The sequence below is a fragment of the Nonomuraea sp. MTCD27 genome (assembly GCF_041950495.1).
In the GTDB taxonomy this organism is placed as follows: domain Bacteria; phylum Actinomycetota; class Actinomycetes; order Streptosporangiales; family Streptosporangiaceae; genus Nonomuraea.
The window spans coordinates 513,667-529,858 of record NZ_JBGNUW010000004.1 but is presented as its reverse complement, the minus strand read 5'-3'; the positions used below and the strand labels follow the sequence as shown (position 1 = coordinate 529,858).

The 16,192-nt window shown below is 69.6% G+C and carries 19 protein-coding genes; 10 read left to right on the top strand and 9 right to left on the bottom strand.

The annotated features are described in order from the left end of the window. The first annotated feature begins 74 nt into the window (after window positions 1-74). The 4 genes from ACBJ59_RS14715 to ACBJ59_RS14700 all read left to right on the top strand — a co-directional run bounded on the left by ACBJ59_RS14715 (window position 75) and on the right by ACBJ59_RS14700 (window position 3,388). Entirely contained in the window at window positions 75-779 is a 705-nt protein-coding gene (locus ACBJ59_RS14715; protein ID WP_375110707.1) for a dienelactone hydrolase family protein, read from the top strand. Window positions 780-835: 56 nt separating this feature from the next. Then, entirely contained in the window at window positions 836-1,378 is a 543-nt protein-coding gene (locus tag ACBJ59_RS14710; protein ID WP_375110706.1) for a VanZ family protein, read from the top strand. Window positions 1,379-1,530: 152 nt separating this feature from the next. After that, window positions 1,531-2,283: a GntR family transcriptional regulator gene (locus ACBJ59_RS14705; RefSeq protein WP_364114247.1), complete on the top strand. Its 753-nt coding sequence runs from the start codon at window positions 1,531-1,533 to the stop codon at window positions 2,281-2,283. Window positions 2,284-2,821: 538 nt separating this feature from the next. Next, on the top strand, window positions 2,822-3,388 hold the full coding sequence (locus ACBJ59_RS14700; protein WP_375110705.1) for a hypothetical protein: 567 nt from the start codon (window positions 2,822-2,824) through the stop codon (window positions 3,386-3,388). Window positions 3,389-3,425: 37 nt separating this feature from the next. Here the strand turns inward: ACBJ59_RS14700 and ACBJ59_RS14695 are convergent, their stop codons facing one another. Then, a complete protein-coding gene (locus tag ACBJ59_RS14695; protein WP_375110704.1) occupies window positions 3,426-4,463 on the bottom strand; it encodes a hypothetical protein in 1,038 nt (345 codons plus the stop codon). Between the two features lie 150 nt (window positions 4,464-4,613). On the opposite strand from ACBJ59_RS14695, the gene ACBJ59_RS14690 reads away from it, so the two are divergent. After that, window positions 4,614-5,135: a gamma carbonic anhydrase family protein gene (locus ACBJ59_RS14690; RefSeq protein WP_364114253.1), complete on the top strand. Its 522-nt coding sequence runs from the start codon at window positions 4,614-4,616 to the stop codon at window positions 5,133-5,135. On the opposite strand, the gene ACBJ59_RS14685 is transcribed toward ACBJ59_RS14690, so the two are convergent. After that, the gene (locus ACBJ59_RS14685; RefSeq protein WP_375110703.1) at window positions 5,107-5,988 is read right to left on the bottom strand and encodes a hypothetical protein; all 882 of its coding nucleotides are present in this window, start codon (window positions 5,986-5,988) and stop codon (window positions 5,107-5,109) included. The genes ACBJ59_RS14690 and ACBJ59_RS14685 overlap by 29 nt on opposite strands. Window positions 5,989-6,062: 74 nt before the next feature. On the opposite strand from ACBJ59_RS14685, the gene ACBJ59_RS14680 reads away from it, so the two are divergent. Together ACBJ59_RS14680 and ACBJ59_RS14675 are read left to right on the top strand one after the other, a co-directional pair. Continuing rightward, the gene (locus ACBJ59_RS14680) at window positions 6,063-7,391 is read left to right on the top strand and encodes a hypothetical protein (protein ID WP_375110702.1); all 1,329 of its coding nucleotides are present in this window, start codon (window positions 6,063-6,065) and stop codon (window positions 7,389-7,391) included. Between the two features lie 214 nt (window positions 7,392-7,605). Continuing rightward, window positions 7,606-7,767, top strand: a complete 162-nt coding sequence (locus ACBJ59_RS14675; protein WP_020540796.1) for a hypothetical protein — start codon at window positions 7,606-7,608, stop codon at window positions 7,765-7,767. Between the two features lie 134 nt (window positions 7,768-7,901). On the opposite strand, the gene ACBJ59_RS14670 is transcribed toward ACBJ59_RS14675, so the two are convergent. The 7 genes from ACBJ59_RS14670 to ACBJ59_RS14640 all read right to left on the bottom strand — a co-directional run bounded on the left by ACBJ59_RS14670 (window position 7,902) and on the right by ACBJ59_RS14640 (window position 14,630). After that, window positions 7,902-8,183 (bottom strand): metal-sensitive transcriptional regulator, encoded by a 282-nt coding sequence (locus tag ACBJ59_RS14670; protein WP_364114259.1) that lies wholly within the window; start codon window positions 8,181-8,183, stop codon window positions 7,902-7,904. A gap of 29 nt (window positions 8,184-8,212) precedes the next feature. Continuing rightward, on the bottom strand, window positions 8,213-9,280 hold the full coding sequence (locus ACBJ59_RS14665) for a glycosyltransferase (RefSeq protein WP_375110701.1): 1,068 nt from the start codon (window positions 9,278-9,280) through the stop codon (window positions 8,213-8,215). Next, window positions 9,277-10,080, bottom strand: coding sequence for a hypothetical protein (locus ACBJ59_RS14660; protein WP_364114263.1), 804 nt, complete (start codon window positions 10,078-10,080; stop codon window positions 9,277-9,279). Before ACBJ59_RS14660 ends, ACBJ59_RS14665 begins: the two co-directional genes overlap by 4 nt. A gap of 148 nt (window positions 10,081-10,228) precedes the next feature. After that, the gene (locus ACBJ59_RS14655; RefSeq protein WP_375110700.1) at window positions 10,229-12,334 is read right to left on the bottom strand and encodes a (Fe-S)-binding protein; all 2,106 of its coding nucleotides are present in this window, start codon (window positions 12,332-12,334) and stop codon (window positions 10,229-10,231) included. Window positions 12,335-12,472: 138 nt separating this feature from the next. Continuing rightward, complete coding sequence (locus ACBJ59_RS14650) at window positions 12,473-13,054, bottom strand: TetR family transcriptional regulator (RefSeq protein ID WP_364114267.1); 582 nt, start codon at window positions 13,052-13,054, stop codon at window positions 12,473-12,475. After that, window positions 13,051-13,824 (bottom strand): class I SAM-dependent methyltransferase, encoded by a 774-nt coding sequence (locus ACBJ59_RS14645; protein WP_375110699.1) that lies wholly within the window; start codon window positions 13,822-13,824, stop codon window positions 13,051-13,053. The genes ACBJ59_RS14650 and ACBJ59_RS14645 overlap by 4 nt, the downstream gene beginning before the upstream one ends. Next, window positions 13,821-14,630, bottom strand: a complete 810-nt coding sequence (locus tag ACBJ59_RS14640) for a sugar phosphate isomerase/epimerase (RefSeq protein WP_364114271.1) — start codon at window positions 14,628-14,630, stop codon at window positions 13,821-13,823. The genes ACBJ59_RS14645 and ACBJ59_RS14640 overlap by 4 nt, the downstream gene beginning before the upstream one ends. 90 nt (window positions 14,631-14,720) lie before the next feature. Between ACBJ59_RS14640 and ACBJ59_RS14635 the strand changes: the two genes are divergently transcribed. The 3 genes from ACBJ59_RS14635 to trxA are packed head-to-tail and all read left to right on the top strand — an operon-like array spanning window position 14,721 to window position 16,143. Next, window positions 14,721-15,419, top strand: coding sequence for a class I SAM-dependent methyltransferase (locus tag ACBJ59_RS14635; protein WP_375110698.1), 699 nt, complete (start codon window positions 14,721-14,723; stop codon window positions 15,417-15,419). 41 nt (window positions 15,420-15,460) lie between these two features. Beyond that, on the top strand, window positions 15,461-15,829 hold the full coding sequence (locus ACBJ59_RS14630) for a MerR family transcriptional regulator (protein WP_375110697.1): 369 nt from the start codon (window positions 15,461-15,463) through the stop codon (window positions 15,827-15,829). A 2-nt stretch (window positions 15,830-15,831) separates the two neighbouring features. Continuing rightward, on the top strand, window positions 15,832-16,143 hold the full coding sequence (trxA, locus tag ACBJ59_RS14625; RefSeq protein WP_375110696.1) for a thioredoxin: 312 nt from the start codon (window positions 15,832-15,834) through the stop codon (window positions 16,141-16,143). Window positions 16,144-16,192: the final 49 nt, after the last annotated feature.

The window sequence follows — 16,192 nt, the reverse complement described above, 5'->3', positions numbered from 1 at the left end:
GTTCCGGGACACGGAACCCCCGATCGCATCGTCTCGCCGGAACGCGGCGCGCGCCATGCGCGATGCTGGTGGACATGCAGACCCGTACAGATCGAATCGCCGCCCACGACGGCTCCTTCGACGTCCGCGTGTGGCTTCCCGACTCCGGCACCGGCCCCGGGCTCCTCCTGGTGCAGGAGATCTACGGAGTGGGCCCGTACATCGAGAAGGTCGCCCTCGACCTGGCCTCCCGCGGTTACGTGGTGGCCGCGCCGGACCTGTTCTGGCGCCTGCGGCCACACTGGCAGGGCGAGCACACGCCCGAGGGCACGCAGGCCGCGATCGAGCTGAGCGCGGGCTTCGATCTCGCGCAGGGCGTGGCCGACTGCGCGCTCACGGTCGCCCACCTGGACGCGCGGCCCGAGGTGAGCGGCGGCGTCGGCGCGCTCGGCTTCTGCCTGGGCGGCTCGATCGGCTACATGCTGGCCACCCAGGTCGAGATGGCCGCGGTCCTGTCCTTCTACGGCTCGGCCGTCCCCGACGCGACCGGCCTGATGGAGCGCATCGAGGCGCCGCTGCTGCTGGTGTTCGGCGGCAGCGACCCCTACATCCCGCGCGAGCGGGTGGCGGTCGTCGAGAAGGCCGCCGAGTCCAGGCCGAACGTGGTCATGCACGTCGAGGAAGAGGCCGGGCACGCCTTCCACAACAGCGAGTCGCCGATGTTCCACCACCCGGAGGCCGCGGAGCGTGCCTGGCGGGTGGCGCTGGCCTTCCTTGAGGAGCATCTTCCCGCCCGATGAGACCTGTCCAGATGGACATCTTCCGGTACCCCTAGATCAATCGCCATCATGGTCGGATGGCGCGGACGTGGGAATTGTGGGGAAACGTCATTATTGCTGGTACGTTTGCGCTCCCCCTGGCCTTGCTAGCAATCTTGCTCCTCTCCCGCCACCGCGCCCGCGCCCGCCATCCGGCTGCCCTGCGCACCTCGATCGCCGACGTCGGCATCGCGGTCGGGACCGCTCCATGGATATGGATGATCCTCACGCCGTCGGACGGCCCGGCAGGGGTCGGCCTGGTCCCGTTCGCCGACCTCGCGGACCTGGCCGAGGCCCCGTGGGAGGCGGTGTCGGTGCAGGTCGGAGGCAACCTGCTGGTCTTCGCGGCGCTGGGCGCGCTGCTTCCCGTACGCAGCCGCGCCATGTCCTCGATCGCCCGCGTTGCGGCCATCGCGGCGGCATTTTCGGTCCTGGTCGAGGTGCTCCAGTATGTGCTGCGCCTGGGTCGTTTCTCGTCCGTGGACGACGTCATCCTCAACGCGGCAGGCGCTGCGATCTTCGCTTTGGTTACTCGCCGCTGGTGGGCCGATCGAATACCGGCCGGGACCGTTCCACGGTAACGGTCCGCTAAAACATCGCGGAATTCACCACACGGGCACGATCCGCTCAAAATCAGCCCGCGACCATCGCTTGCTTCTGTGCGATCGTGGACAAGACGGGGCAAGTTCTCTGGAGACGCCACAACCTGGTTGGTGACAGAGGGTGATCAAAGTTGTCTGAATCCCCGGTACCCCACGAGCCCCCTATCTATCGACGCATCGCCGACGGTCTCCGCGCCCGGATTCTGTCCGGCGAACTGCGCGACGGGGACCGACTACCGGGCGAGAACGCGCTCATGGCCGACTACGCAATCGCACGAGCCACCGCCAGGCAGGCGCTTGCCGTACTGATCAACGAAGGGCTGGCGGTGCCCAGACGAGGTTCGGGGGTTTACGTGCGGCTGTTCAAACCCATACGCAGGCACGGCTCGCGCCGTCTGTCACGAGAGCAGTGGGGCCAGGGGCGGGCCATCTGGGACGCGGACACGCGTGGCCGGCCTTTCACCGTGGACCGGGTGGAGGTGGCGTTGGAGCGAGCCACGGAGGAGGTGGCGGGCGTCCTGGAGAGCGGCGAGGTATGGGTACGGCGGCGCCGCTACTCGGTGGACACCAGACCCGTGCAACTGGCCACGTCCTACTTCCCCGCCCATCTGGTCGAGGGCAGCGCGATCACCCTCGCGGACACCGGCCCGGGCGGCGTCTATGCCAGGCTGAGCGACCTGGGCGTCCCGCCCGCCCACTTCACCGAGGAGGTTCGGGCCCGGATGCCGGGGCCGCGCGAGAGCGGGCTGCTCGACCTGCCGGGCGGCACCCCCGTCATCGTGATCTCGCGGACGGCGTACACGTCGGGCGGGTTGCCGATCGAGCTCAACGAGATGGTGCTGGACTCGGCGGCGTACGTACTCCAGTACGACTTCGACGCGTGATTCAAGCCGATCTGTCAAGCGATAGGTTGACCTGTCCGTCACGATCATTGAATTCTCTAGAGAGGTGCCGCATCTTCTAAGGAGATGGAAACCTCGCCTGGGGGCCCGGGAAAGGTGGACAGCGATGTCCTTTGATCGGCACCTTGCCGAAATCGCCCGGGAATACCCCCAGTGGACCATCTGGCGGAGCGATGCGGGCCGCTGGTGGGCCACGAGACACCATCCGCTCAGCGCGGCGCAGCGCGATGCCGGATGTGCGATGACCATCGACGCGGACGACCCGGACGGCCTGCGCGACCAGCTCCGGGACCAGGAGAGGCGGGCCGGCGAGCAGACCACGTGGCGGGCCGGCCCCGCACCTCCTTGACGCAGGTCGTGGAGCGTTCCGCGACCGGCGTACACAAGCAGCCCGGTGCCGGGTCCAGCGTCTCGGCGGCCCCGGTACCGGGCCCCCAAACAGGAGGGGCCACGAACGCGGAAGCCTCCGACCCTATCGGGGGCGGGGGCTTCCGCTCCCCACCCCCGTAGAGTCGTCGGCATGCTGTTCGAGCGGCGCCTGCGCGAGGGCATCCAGGATGGTTCGATCACCCTGGCCTTCAGGCGATGGAAACGTCCCCAGGTCACGGCCGGCGGGCGCTACCGCATGGGTCACGGGCTGATGGCGGAGGTCACCTCGGTGGCGGTGACCTCCGCCGAGGACGTGACGGAGGAGGAGGCCAGGGCGGCGGGCTATCCGGACCGCGCCGCCCTCCTCGCGGACCTCGCGGCGCGGGGCTCCGACCCCGTCCACCGCCTGGCGCTGCGCCTGGTGCGCGAGCCCGACCCGCGCGACGTGCTGGCCGCGAGCTCCACACTGGCCCAGGAGGAGGTGGCGGCACTCACCGCGCGGCTGGACCGGATGGGCCCCTGGGCGCTCCCCACGCTGCGGCTCATCGCCGCACGGCCCGGGGTGCGGGCCGGGGACCTGGCGCCGGAGGTGGGCCAGGACGTCGCCCGGTTCAAGCTCAACGTGCGCAAGCTGAAGGAGCTCGGCCTGACGATCAGCCTGGAGACCGGCTACCGCGTCTCACCACGGGGTGCGGCCTACCTGGCGGCCAGGCCCTGACCCCTGTCCCCACGGGGACAGGGGCGAGGCGGCCTGGTTACTTCTTCGCCTCCGACAGCCGGACGATGTGCACGTCCGTGTCGTCCGAGATGCCCTCTTCCTTGGGCTGCTGCTGCTCCTCGGGCTCGTCCTCCTCGACGATCACCCGCACGTCGTCCTGCGGGTTCTGCGGCGCCGGCGGCGTCGCGGCCTCGGGGACCAGCGGCCCGGCGTTCGACTCGCTGCGCATGAGGTCACCGAGCACCGAGCTGATCTCCGTCAGCCGCCGCACGACCTCGGTGTGCGTGTTGGACAGGTATTCGACCCGCCGCCCCGCCTGCTCGTCCAGCGCGGCGGTACGCTGCCGCGCGGCGGCCAGCATCGAGTCGGCCTCCCCGCGCGCTCCCGTCGTGAGCTGCTCGGCCTGCGCGGTCGCGGACTGCACCAGCTGCTCGGCCTGCGCGGTGGCGGACTGCACCAACTGCTCGGCCTGGGCGTGGGCGGACTGCAATGACTGCTCCGACTCGGACCGGGCCGAGGAGAGCAGCTGCTCGGCCTCGGACCGCGCCTCCCTCAGCGTCTCCTCGGCCTCCGTGCGGGCGGCGGTGAGCTGCTCCTCCGCGTCGCTGCCCGCCTGGGCCAGCATCCGCTCGGCGGCCTGCGTGGCCTCGCTCACCCGCCGCTCGGCCTCCGCCTGCGCGGAGGTGAGGATCTTGTCGGCGGTCTCGCGGGAGCTCGTGACGAGCCGGTCGGCCTCCGACTTGGCCGCGTCGCGCACGCTGGCGGCCTCGGCCTCGGCGTCCTCGCGCTTGGACGCGGCCTCCTCCTCTCCGAGCCGGAGGATCTGCGCGAGTCTGGGGCTGAGGTCCTCGTAGCTCTGAGGGGTCTCGACCATGCGCCGCCTGGCCTCGGCCAGCTCGATGCGGCCCTGTTCCGCCTGGTCGATCGCCCGTGCCAGCCTCTCCTCCAGATCCCGTATCTGGTTACGGGTACGGATCATGTAGTCGTGGACCTGGCGGCGGTTGTAGCCGCGCATCACGACTTCGAAGGTGTCCTCTTGCATCAGATCGGGAATGCTCTCGTGCTGGTGTGTCATGGGGGTTACCTAAGGGTGGTTTGCGTGAGGCGGGGGAAAACTGCGGGTTGTGAGGGTCTGGCGACGAGACGTCAGGAAACGACTTTCCTGCCATCTGCCCACGTCCGCAACCCGAACGCCATACCCCGACCTGGAATTACGATGTGTCGAATGTACATAGCAGCGTTGGACAACGGAGCAGTCCCAGACATACACCCTGAGGCGTACATAGCCCCCAGCGCCGTCGTGGTCGGCAACGTACGCGTGGGCCGGGCGTCCAGCATCTGGTACGGCTCCGTTCTCCGTGGGGACGACGAGCGGATCGAGATCGGCGCGGAGTGCAACGTCCAGGACCTGTGCTGCCTGCACTCCGACCCCGGCGAGCCCGCGATCCTGGAAGACCGCGTCAGCCTGGGTCACAAGGCGATGGTCCACGGCGCCCACGTGGAGTCCGGCGCGCTGATCGGCATCGGCGCGATCGTGCTGGGGGGCGCCCACGTGGGGGCGGGCACGCTGGTGGCCGCCGGAGCGCTGGTGGGCCCCGGCAAGAAGATCCCCGCGGGCGTGCTGGTCGCGGGCGTGCCGGGCAAGATCGTGCGTGAGCTCACCGACGACGACCGCGACTCTTTCGCGCGTACGCCGGACAACTACATGGCCAAGGCGCTCAGGCACCGGCAGGCGTCATCGCTTTGATCAGGACCTCGTCCGACACCGACGCGCTGTTGAGCGGGTCGGCATATTCCGGCAGCTCCGGCCTCAGGAAGCGGACGAAGTCGACCGTGACCTCGAGGTCGGGCGTGCCCTTGACCTGCGTGGCGTTGGCCTTGGCCGCGTCCTTCTTGAGCAGGCTGTAGCTGTCCCAGTCGGTGTAGGCCGTGATCCCCCACTGGAGCACGTCGGGCAGGGTCGACGGCCAGCGCCGGCCCACCTTCCACTTCCCGCCGTCCTCCTTGTACAGCGCGACGAAGACCCGGCCCACCCTGGCCAGCGAGAGCTCCACCCACCCGCTCTTGACGGCCAGCTCCTGCGGTTTGGAGCTGCCGTCCTGGGTGTACTTCACCTCGACCTGGCCGCTCTTCTCGCCGGTGCCGGTGGTGACCGACACCCAGTTGGGCTTGGCGTACGAGTTGGGCTGGCGGGCCATCAGCCCCCCGAGCGAGAACTTCCGCTTGGGCTGGCCGCCCTTCTTGCCCTCGACCTTGATCCGGGCGTGCATGACGATGTCCCCGGCGAGCTCCTGGTAGACGAAGGGGCCCCGGAAGCCGTCGAACCAGGCCGAGGTCTTGGGCTCCAGGTACAGCGAGCCCTTCACGGTCTTGTTCACGTCGTACTTGGCGATCCGGTCGATGTCCTTCTCGGTCTCGCTGAGCTTGGTCCACATCGTCAGGTCGGCGGCCTTGTCGAACTCCGTGGAGGCCGCGCCGACCTCCCCACCGGGCGCCGGGGGCGTGGCGTTCTGTAGCGTGAGTATGCCGGGACCGGTGGGCGTCGGCCGCGCCGACGTGGACGTACCGCAACCGGAGAGCACGCTTACGACTGCCAACATCCCTGCTACCTTCGCCCTCATAGCGGACATTCTGCCGTGAAATGCCGATGGATGATCCGAGTACTCCCAGTACGATGACCGCCGTGCCACCCTGGGACGCGTTCACCGCCACAGAGGCGGAGGTCCGCGCGATGGTCGCGGACCCGCGCTGGCAGGGCCTTTCCGTGCCCGACCGCGCCCACGTGCTCGCTGCCAGAATTCTTGTGACCCCAGCCGGCGACCGATGGATCTTCGGGGCCCACGCCCGCTGGCACCTGCTCGACCCCGCCGACGGCCGCTGGCACCTGGCCCCGCCGCCGAGGGGCACGCGGGTCCGCCAGGTGGGGCACCCGGCGGCGGCCCTGCCGGACGACGTGGTGCCGGCCGGCCACGACTTCCACGCCGAGCCCGGCTCCGTCCAGTCGTTCGTCGGCCCCGACGTGCCCGAGAGCCTCACCGAGCAGGTCCGCGTGCTGGTACGCGCCGGCGGGCGCAAGTCGGAGCTGGACTACCCGCTGACGGCGTTCGACGAGATCTTCGCCTCCGACGTGCCGAGCACCGTGGCGGCCGTCTGGGGCACGATCATGTGGTGCGCGTACGCGCCGGCCTTCGACGGCAACGAGCGGCTGATCACGGTGTTCGGCGAATACCTGCGCCGCCCGCTGCCCGGCGACGAGTGGGTGCGCTGGCTGCCCGCCCCGCCGCTCCTCGACCTCGTCACGCTCGTGGTCGAGCGGCTGCGGGCCGGGCGCTCGCGGGAGGCGCTCAGGCTGGCCGCCGTGATGGCGGACACGGCCCAGATCCTGCTGCTGGACACCCGCTTCAGGCCGCGGGCGCTGGCCCTGCTCACGATGGTGGAGCCCGTGCTGCGCCGGCCGGGGCTCGACGACGCGCACGACGCCGCCGAGCCGGTGCGCCGGGCGTGGCTGGGGCGCTGCCCGGCGCGGCTGTGCCGGGCCCTGCTCGTGGAGAACGACCCGGAGGCGCACTTCTCCCACGCCCTCTACGACCTCGTGGAGGCGCTGTCCTTCATGCCGGACCCGCGGGAGGCCGCGGCCGCGTTCCTGGCCGACCTGTCCGACTCCAGGGGGACGCTGCCGGGGCGGCTGGACCACCGGCTGCGGCTGGCGTACGAGGAGTTGCGGCGCGCGGGGCGCACCGGCACGTCCGCCGCCGAGTCGACGCAGCCGCAGGGCTTCCCGGTCCGTACGGGCGGGGTCTCGGTCGCGCCGGCCCCGGTGCTGGAGGTGGCGCCGCCGGACCGGGCGAGCGGGGCGGCGGTGCTCGGGGCCGCGTATGCCATGGGGCTCGCGTGGGGCCGGCTGACGGGGGCCAAGGTGCCGGAGCGGGGGCTGGCGGGGCAGGCGGCACTCGTCCGTAAGATCGTCCACGAACGCGACGATCACCACACCGGTCACGCCTAAACCACTAATACCGTTATTTCACCCTTACTCCCCCTATATCGTTCTAACACTTCTGATAACAGCAAATTCGCTGAATTGTGATCTCGGATTCGGGAAATGATCCTCCTGGGGGCCCCGCGGCGCGGAAAGGAATGACTCCGATGGGCCATGTCGCCGGAAGGGCCTCAGCCGTAACCTCGTAGAGGGTGTGGGCTGCGGAAGGAAGGACGACGCGGTGGGGCACGACGACCTGGACTCTCGGGTCCACGACCGTGTCGCGTTGGACGAGATTGCGCTCTACGCCGAGGTGCTCACGGCCGTGGCTGTCAGCGAGCGGCGGCTGACCTTGGACGAACTCGACGACGCGCTCGGATTGCGGACTTCGGCGAGCCGCTGAAGGACCAACACGATTACTAGCCCCGGGGACCTAGTTCCCGGCTCCAAAGGGGTCGGGAAGGCTGGTTTCCGGGGTTTCTCATAACTAGTCAATCCGCCGCCCGGTCCTCCGACTTACGGACGAGACGGCCACTCCTACGAGCGCACGAGGCGGGCGATCGCCGCCGAGGCCTCCTTCACCTTCGCCTCGGCCTCGGGCCCGCCGGTGTTGATCGCGTCGGTCACGCAGTGGGAGATGTGCTCCTCGAGCAGCCCCAGCGCCACCGCCTGCAGCGCCCGCGTCGCCGCGGAGACCTGGGTGAGCACGTCGATGCAGTAGGCATCGTCGTCGACCATGCGCTGCAGGCCCCTGATCTGCCCCTCGATCCGCCGCAGGCGCGTCAGATAGGCCTGCTTGTCCCCGCTGTACCCATGCATGGTTCTACGGTACCCGTAACAGGTATCCGCTAGCGGAGATCGGCGATGAGCTTCTCCCACTGCTCGGCCACCTCGTCGGCCGAGTGGCGCACCGCCGTGTCCCGCGCCCCCGCCGCGAGCGAGCGCCGCCTGCGCTCGTCGTCGATCAGCGCCAGCAGCGCCGCCGCGAACAGCTGCGGATCGCTGTCCGCCTCGGGCACCAGCACGCCGTTGTAGCCCGTCGCCACGAACTCCCTGGGCCCCCTGGCCCCCTCGAAGGCCACCACGGGCACCCCGCACCCCATGGCCTCCAGCACGGTCATGCCCAGGTCTTCACTGTGCGAGGTGTTGGCCACGATCGACGCCTTGGCGAACTCGCCCGCCAGATCCGGCGTGGTGCCCATGAAGTAGACGTGGTTGTGCAGGTTGAGGTCGCGCACCAGCGCTCGCAGCCGGCGCTCCTCGGGCCCGCCGCCGTAGAGCCGCAGCCGCCAGTCCGGCCGCTTGTCCGCCACGATCGCGAACGCCCGGATCAGCCGGTCGTAAGCCTTCATCGGCACCCACCGCCCGCCGGCGGCCACGATCCGGTTGTCCATCCGCGAGCGCGGCCACGGGCCGCTCGGGAGCGCGTCCAGCACGCTGTGCACGACGGGCCCGTCGCCGAGGAGCTTGGTCCACTCCTCCTGGGCCGACTCCGTGGCCGTCACGACGGCGCTCAGGCGCGGGTAGAAGCGTTGCACGGGACCCGGCACGGCCGGTCGGCCCCACTCCCGGGCGATCTTGATGGTCTCGCGCGGCGCGTGCCGGGCGGCCTGGACGCCGATCCCGGGCCGGGTCGTGATCAGGACGTCGGACCTGAGGTTGCGCAGCACCCGCCACAGCGCCACCTCAGTACGCACCTGGCCGCGCGGCAGCAGGTGCCTGACCCCCGGCCTGGCGTCGACCACGCTGCGCATGGTCACCTTCGGGCCGACGGGGAAGAACGGCTTCTCCTTCTGCCGCCTGATGCTGATCACCTCGACGTCGTGCCGCTCGGCGAGTGCGGTGGCGAGGTTCAGCGTGGCGCGGACGTCGCCCCGCATGGCGTACGCCGAGGCGAGGACCAGGCTGACCTTCATCCGCCGACCTCGATCCGCAGCTCGTCGTCCGCGGTGTAGCAGGGCTTGATGAGCACGCCGTCCACCCTGGCCGACGGGTAGTGCAGGCGGCGCCGCTTGCCGTCGACGTCGTCGAGCCGCGCGCCCAGCCGCAGCGGCGTCGGCACCCCGTCGACCTCCAGCGCGGGCTCCCAGGTGCCGGAGCTCGCCGCGCCGTCGGGGTCGGCGGCCAGCACGTCCACGAGGGAGACGGCGGCGTGGAAGCGCACGCCCTGCACCGTGGCCGTGGCCGACAGGTGGGCGCTGGTCTGCCGCCGGTCGAGCGTCAGGACGGCCTCGTGGCGGGAGTCGTCGTCCTCGAGCCCGGTGAAGGCCAGCAGGCCCATCACCTCGAAGCGGCCCTCCCTGAACCAGATGGAGCGCACCTCGGCCACCGGCTCGGCGTCGGAGATCTTCAGCGCCAGGAACCCGTTGCGGGTGCGGTAGGAGCGGTAGGCGAGGGACCGTTTGCACAGCGCGTACGCGTCGAGGTGGTCGAGCGAGAAGCCCGGATCCACGCTGCGCAGCCTGCTGCGCTTGCCGTCATTGCGCAGATAGGCGTCCCAGCGCCCGGTGCTGAGCTCCAGCGGCGCCAGCGAGACCGCCAGCGTGGCCTCACGCGCCCGCGCGCCTGGACTGCCGAGCAGCACGTCGCGTTCCACCCCCGTGGTGCGATGCCTGAGAACGAGTTCGGTGCCGTCTTCCAGTGGTTCGTCGATGGCTAGTCGCAGGGAGAGCACGTCGGCCAGGGTGACCTCGGCGTCCGTGACGACGACGCCCATCACGAGCCCCCTCCCCGTCGAATAGAGCCATGCGACGTTGAGGTTACCGTGATTTTCCCGTTATGTGGATGCCGGATTTCGCGCAGACACACCCGTTGACAGGCGAAACTCCTCCACACCAGGTGTGGAGGAGTCCGACATCTCGTGGTCAGGAAGCTCCCTTGACCGACTTGATCAACAGCTGGGCCACGTCCACGACTTCGAGCGACTCCTTGGCCTCGCCGTTGTTCTTCTTCTCGTTGATGGCGTCACCGAGCATCACCATGCAGAACGGGCAGGCGGTGGAGACGGTGTCGGGATTCGTGGTCAGCGCCTCGTCCACGCGCTCGGTGTTGATGCGCTTGCCGATGCGCTCCTCCATCCACACGCGCGCGCCGCCGGCGCCGCAGCAGAAGCCGCGGTCCTTGTGGCGGTGCATCTCCTGGGTCTGCACGCCGGGCACCTTCGACATGATGTCGCGGGGCTGGGAGTAGACCTTGTTGTGGCGGCCGAGGAAGCACGGGTCGTGGTAGGTGATCTTCTCCTCGATCGGCGTGACCGGGGTGAGCAGGCCCTCGTCGACCAGCTTGGACAGCAGCTGGGTGTGGTGCACGACCTCGTACGTGCCGCCGAGCTGCGGATATTCGTTGGCGAGGGTGTTGAAGCAGTGGGGGCAGGTGGCCACGATCTTCTTCACGCCCGCGTCGTTGAGCGTCTCGATGTTCTGCTGGGCGAGCATGTTGAACAGGTATTCCATGCCCAGCCGCCGGGCCGGGTCACCGGTGCACGCCTCCATCGGGCCGAGCACCGCGAACTTCACGCCCGCGATGTGCAGCAGCTCCGCGACGGCCTTGGTGGTCTTCTTGGCCCGGTCCTCCAGCGCGCCCGCGCAGCCCACCCAGAACAGGTATTCGGCGTCCTCGGGCATCTTCTCCTCGACGACCTCGACCTCGAAGTCGAGCTCCTCGATCCAGTCGGCCCGCTTCATCTCGGACATGCCCCACGGGTTGCCCTTGTTCTCCAGGTTCTTCACCATCACCCCCGCCTCGGACGGGAACGACGACTCCACCATCACCTGGTAGCGGCGCATGTCGAGGATGTGGTCGATGTGCTCGATGTCCACCGGGCACTGCTCGACGCAGGCGCCGCAGTTGGTGCAGGACCACAGCACGTCGGGGTGGATCACGCCGTCCTCGCCGACCAGCGGCTTCTCCAGCAGCGCCAGCACGTCGGTGTCCTTGTGCTCGACACCACCCGCGGCCGCCATCAGGTACGGTGCCACCTTGAAGGCGTGGTCACGCTGGTCGAGGATGAGCATCTTCGGCGACAGCGGCTTGTCGGTGTTCCACGCCGGGCACTGCGACTGGCAACGGCCGCACTCCGTACAGGAGTAGAAGTCGAGGAAGCCCTTCCACGTGGTGTCGCCGATCTTGCCGCGCCCGAGCCGCTCCGGGTCGAGGTCCTCGTCCTCGAAGTCGACCGGCTTGCCGTCCACGCGCATCTCCGGCGCGCCGCCCAGGCCGTCGGGGCGGCGCGAGAAGAGCACGTTGAGCGGGGCGGTGAAGATGTGCAGGTGCTTGGAGTTCACCACGATGACCAGGAACACCAGCATGAAGCCGATGTGCAGGAGCAGCGCGATCTCCTCCAGCAGCCCGCTCTGCGGCAGCACGTCACCGAGCGCGAGCGACACGAAGGCGCCCGAGGAGTAGGGGAAGTTGCCGTTGGCGGCGGCCGCGCCGCGGGCGAGGAAGAGCGTCCAGATGATGTTGAAGATCATGAACAGGACGAGCCACGCGCCGCCCAGGTGCGAGCCGGAGAAGCGGGAGTCGCGGCCGAGCGTCTTGGGCGAGTTCTTGATCCGGATGATCGCGAAGGCGACCAGGCCGAGCAGACACGCGACGGCGATGAAGTCCTGCAGGAAGCCGAGCACGCCCCAGGTCCCGATGAGCGGGATGTGGAAGTCGGGCCTGCCGGTGATCGCCCCCTGGATGATCGCGCCGTACGCCTCCACGTAGACGGTCAGCAGGATGAAGAACGCCCACATGACGAAGAAGTGGGCGGTGCCCGACGGCGTCCACTTGAGCAGCTTCTTCTGCCCGAACACCTCGACGAGCTGAGCCTTGAGCTCGTCGCCCACATGTGTCCTGGCATATTCGATGCGCTCGGGCGCGGGCGGTCCCACGGTCGCGAGCCTGTACAGGAACAGCGCCCTGCGGCCGGCCATTGCCACCGCCAGGACGGTCATGACGAGCCCGATGATGGCTACCCAGAGCACGGGGTCCTCCCACAGACGACGTTGGCTGTCAGCGTACGGTCACCCGCTGCGCAGGCATACGACCAGATCCTACCCACGAGTAACTTTACCGGTCTACGTGACATACCCTAAGGTCACCGACATATCCAGAACAATGCTCTAGGCGGTGAAGTACCTCTGGATGGTCGGCGCGAGCAGCTCGACCAGCTCGTCGTGACCGGCGCTGGCCAGCGGTTCCAGCTTGATGACGTAGCGGGCCATGATGACGCCGAGCATCTGCGCGAAGGCGGCCTCGACCCTCAGGTGCGGCACCCGCAGCCGGTCGGCCACCTGGAAGAGCAGGGCGTTCGTGATGAACTCCCGGAACATCGCGACCGCCTGGTCGTGGGTCACGGCCGAGCGGATCAGGGCCAGCAGCGGCTCCCTGGTCTCCTCGGAGGCGGTGACGCGCAGGATCATGCGTACGAGCCGCTCCCCGATCTCCTCGCGCGGCCCCTCCAGCAGCACCGGGAGGACGTCCTGCGGCGTGATCGGCAGGGCCATGGCCGCCGCGAACATACCGGCCTTGGTGTCGAAATAGTGGTGCACGAGGGCGGGATCGACCTGGGCCTCCCTGGCGATGCCGCGCACGGTGGCCTTGTCGAACCCCTTCTCGGCGAAGACCCTCCGCGCCGCGGTGAGGATCTCCCCCCGCGTGTCGGCCGACCCGGGCCTGCGCCCGGGACGCCGCTTCACCGTCACCGGCCCACCGCCAGGTAGACCCGCATCGGCACGGACAGCAGCCCCTCGGGGAACGCCTTGCGCAGCTCCACCCGCTGCCGCTCGACCAGCTCGTCGGCGCGCTCCTGCGACAGCGCCGCCATGTAGGAGTGGGAGCGCAGGTCGAGCAGGAAGTCCTCGATGCCGACCAGCCTGGTCCACGGGATCCAGCGCTCGGCGATCACCTCGAAGGCCGAGGCGATGGGCGGCACCGACCACTCCTCCACCGCGGGGCCCCAGTAGCTGGGAACCTCCTCCGCCAGGCGCGCCTCGTAGGCGGCCAGCCACTCGGCCTGCGCGGCGTGGTTGAGGTTCCAGCAGCCCGCGATCGCGCCCTCCGGCCGTAGCACCCGCCTGGCCTCGGCGATCGAGGCCACCGGGTCCAGCCAGTGCCACGACTGGGCGTACGTCACCAGGTCGGCCACCCCGTCGGCCAGCGGCAGCGCGTTGCCGTCCGCCAGCACGGCCGCGGCCGGGGCGCCCTCCTCGGCGCCGGTCCTGGACACCAGGCGCCGCAACATCGGCTCGCCCGGGTCCACCCCGATGACCCGCGCGCCGCGGGCCCTGAGCGCGCGCGTCATGATGCCGGTGCCCGCGCCGATGTCGACCGTGGTGGCGCCGTCCAGCTCGACGCCGGACACCTCGGTCAGCGCCCGGTAGAGCTCGTCGGGGTAGTGGGGCCGGCCTGCGTCGTAGGCGTCCGCCACGCGATCGAACGACCTGCCCAGATTCTTGATGGGACCTGTGTTCATGTGGATGCCGCCAGGTGCAGCCGGGCGAAGGCCAGCCCCTCCGCCAGGTCGTCGATCCGCTCGGTGCGGCTGGTCGCCTTACGGGTGTTGATCTCGAGGACCACCAGCCCGGAGTAGCCGTTGTTGGCCAGCCGCTCCAGCATCTGCGCGCACGGCTGGTTGCCCCTGCCGGGGACCAGGTGCTCGTCCTTGTTCGTCACGCCGATGCCGTCGGCCAGGTGCAGGTGCGCGAGCCGGTCGCCGAGCTTGACGGCCATCTCCATGGCGTCGGAGCCCGACACGGCGGTGTGCGAGAGGTCCAGCGTCACCTGCGGGAAGTCGTAGTCGATCGGGTTCCAGTCGGGCGAGTAGGGCACGACGTCGTTGCCCCTGGCCCGCAGCGGGAACATGTTCTCCACCGCGAACGTGACATCGGTCTCGTCCCGCATCCTGGCCAGCCCGGTCTCGAAGTCGCGGGCGTAGTCGCGCTGCCAGCGGAACGGCGGGTGGACGACGACCGTCGAGGCGCCCAGGCGTTCGGCCGCCTTCTGCGCCTTGACCAGCTTCGCCCATGGGTCACGGCCCCAGACCCGCTGCGTGACCAGCAGGCATGGCGCGTGAATGGCCAGGACGGGTATCTCGTAGTGCGCGGAAAGCCGCTCGATCACGTCGATGTCCTGGCTCACCGGGTCGGCGCCGACCATGATCTCGACGCCGTCGTAACCCAGGCGGGCGGCCAGCTCGAACGCGTCAGGAGTGCGTTCCGGATATACCGAAGCGGTGGACAATGCGATCTTCGCATTGGGCACGCGGATGACATCAGCCACGCTGCCAGCCTAAGCCGGAGAAGCCGATCTGGCGCGCGAGCCCCTGTGGTGAGGCGCGTTCCGGGTTACCGCTCCATCTACTGTTATGGCATGCCACGGATAGCGAAAGGTGCGATTCCCAGCCCGAACATCTGGAACACGCCCCAGGTCTACGAGCTGGAGAACCGCGCCGTCGATCCCGAGGGGGCGGCCGACGCGGCGATGCGCGCCCTGCGTCCCTGGGACGGCGCCACCGTGCTCGACATCGGCTGCGGCACCGGTTACCACCTGCCGGTCCTGGCCGCCCAGGCGGCGCGGGTGATCGGCGTGGAACCGCACGGCGACCTGGCCGCGCTGGCCCGCCGCCGCTGCGCGGGCCTGGCCAACGTGACCGTGCACGCCGCCGCCGCCCAGGACCTGCCGCTGCCGGACGCCGGGGTGGACGTGGCCATCGCGCGCTGGGCGTACTTCTTCGGTCCCGGCTGCGAGCCGGGGCTGCGCGAGCTGTCCCGGGTCGTACGCCGCGGCGGGGCGGCCTTCGTCGTGGACCTCGACGCCACGCGGGGGTCGTTCGGGCGCTGGTTCTCGCACACCGTGCCGACCTACTCCGCCCGCGAGGTCGAGGCGTTCTGGGATCTGCACGGCTGGCAGCGCCGGCCGCTCGACCTGCGGATGGCCTTCCAGCGGCGGGCGGACCTGGAGGCGGTGCTGCGCATCGAGTTCGCGCCAGAGGTGGCCGAGCAGGCCATCGCCGAGACGCCGGGCCTGGAGCTCCCCTACCCGAACGTTCTGCGCTGGCGCTACTTCTGAGGCTTGACCCTGACGCCGGTGTCAACGTTTACCGTGGTGGCATGCGCATCGGTGAGCTGGCGGAACGGACCGGAGTGAGCACCCGCTCGCTCCGCTACTACGAGCAGCACGGGCTGCTCAACGCCCGCCGCGGGTCCAACGGCTACCGCCACTACAGCGAGGACGACGTCAGGCTGGTGTCCGAGATCCGGGCCCTGCTCCAGATCGGTTTCACGCTGGAGGAGACGCGGCCGTTCGTGGACTGCCTGCGCCGGGGGCACAGCACCGGGGGGTCGTGCGCGGAGTCGGTCGAGGTCTACGAGCGCAAGCTCAGCGACATCGACCGGGAGATCCGCGTGCTGCTCGCCCGCCGCGCCGAGGTGGCCGCCCAGCTCGCCCAGTCGTGCCCAGGATGCTTTGTTAGGGGATGAAGATGATCACGTTGACCACGGACAACTTCGAGGAGCAGGTGCTCAAAAGCGACAAGCCGATGCTGGTCGACTTCTGGGCCGAGTGGTGCGGGCCGTGCCGGATGGTGGCGCCCGTGCTGGAGCAGATCGAGTCGGAGTACGGCCTGGCGATCGGCAAGCTGAACACCGACGAGAACCCCGAGATCATGGCCCGCTACGGGGTGATGGGCATCCCGACGATGATGTTGTTCGAGAACGGCGAGCCGGTCAGGCGGATCGTGGGCGCCAAGCCGAAGCGCATGCTGGTCTCGGAGCTGGGGCTGTCCCAGGAATAGTCGTGGATCGCCGGCGACTGTCGAAGATTGTCGGTGCCGGCCGCTAGCC

Coding starts and splice junctions, on each gene's coding strand:
- ACBJ59_RS14715 (WP_375110707.1), top strand. CDS start 75: ATGCAGACCCGTACAGATCGAATCGCCGCCCACGACGGCTCCTTCGAC.
- ACBJ59_RS14710 (WP_375110706.1), top strand. CDS start 836: ATGGCGCGGACGTGGGAATTGTGGGGAAACGTCATTATTGCTGGTACG.
- ACBJ59_RS14700 (WP_375110705.1), top strand. CDS start 2,822: ATGCTGTTCGAGCGGCGCCTGCGCGAGGGCATCCAGGATGGTTCGATC.
- ACBJ59_RS14695 (WP_375110704.1), bottom strand. CDS start 4,463: ATGACACACCAGCACGAGAGCATTCCCGATCTGATGCAAGAGGACACC.
- ACBJ59_RS14690 (WP_364114253.1), top strand. CDS start 4,614: ATGTACATAGCAGCGTTGGACAACGGAGCAGTCCCAGACATACACCCT.
- ACBJ59_RS14685 (WP_375110703.1), bottom strand. CDS start 5,988: ATGTTGGCAGTCGTAAGCGTGCTCTCCGGTTGCGGTACGTCCACGTCG.
- ACBJ59_RS14680 (WP_375110702.1), top strand. CDS start 6,063: ATGACCGCCGTGCCACCCTGGGACGCGTTCACCGCCACAGAGGCGGAG.
- ACBJ59_RS14670 (WP_364114259.1), bottom strand. CDS start 8,183: ATGCATGGGTACAGCGGGGACAAGCAGGCCTATCTGACGCGCCTGCGG.
- ACBJ59_RS14665 (WP_375110701.1), bottom strand. CDS start 9,280: ATGAAGGTCAGCCTGGTCCTCGCCTCGGCGTACGCCATGCGGGGCGAC.
- ACBJ59_RS14660 (WP_364114263.1), bottom strand. CDS start 10,080: ATGGGCGTCGTCGTCACGGACGCCGAGGTCACCCTGGCCGACGTGCTC.
- ACBJ59_RS14645 (WP_375110699.1), bottom strand. CDS start 13,824: ATGAACACAGGTCCCATCAAGAATCTGGGCAGGTCGTTCGATCGCGTG.
- ACBJ59_RS14635 (WP_375110698.1), top strand. CDS start 14,721: ATGCCACGGATAGCGAAAGGTGCGATTCCCAGCCCGAACATCTGGAAC.
- ACBJ59_RS14630 (WP_375110697.1), top strand. CDS start 15,461: ATGCGCATCGGTGAGCTGGCGGAACGGACCGGAGTGAGCACCCGCTCG.
- trxA (WP_375110696.1), top strand. CDS start 15,832: ATGATCACGTTGACCACGGACAACTTCGAGGAGCAGGTGCTCAAAAGC.